Annotated in this window: 1 protein-coding gene; it reads left to right on the forward strand. The window is 65.7% G+C overall.

Features of this window, described 5'->3' with window-relative positions:
* Positions 1-236, forward strand: a 236-nt coding sequence (locus AC3XQU_RS24885; protein WP_489876762.1) for a hypothetical protein, incomplete at both ends; no start/stop codon positions are given.

Here is a 236-nt window from a genome sequence, read left to right on the forward strand (position 1 = left end):
GGCATCATGGTGGGGGTCATCGCCCAGGTCGTCATGATTCCCGTCACTCTGCTCACCGGCTTTTACACCGGTGTGGTCTCACCCCACGGCGGTGCCGAACAGGCCATGACGGCGGCCGTAGTGGCGGGCGTTGCCACCGCGGTCGTTACCGCAGTGGTCGCCGCAGCGGGTTTTGCCTTCCAGACCTCCGTGATGGCACTGCTCTACCTCGACCTCAGGATGCGCCGGGACGGACT

The sequence above is a fragment of the Telluria sp. AZSoR62 genome (assembly GCF_058111565.1).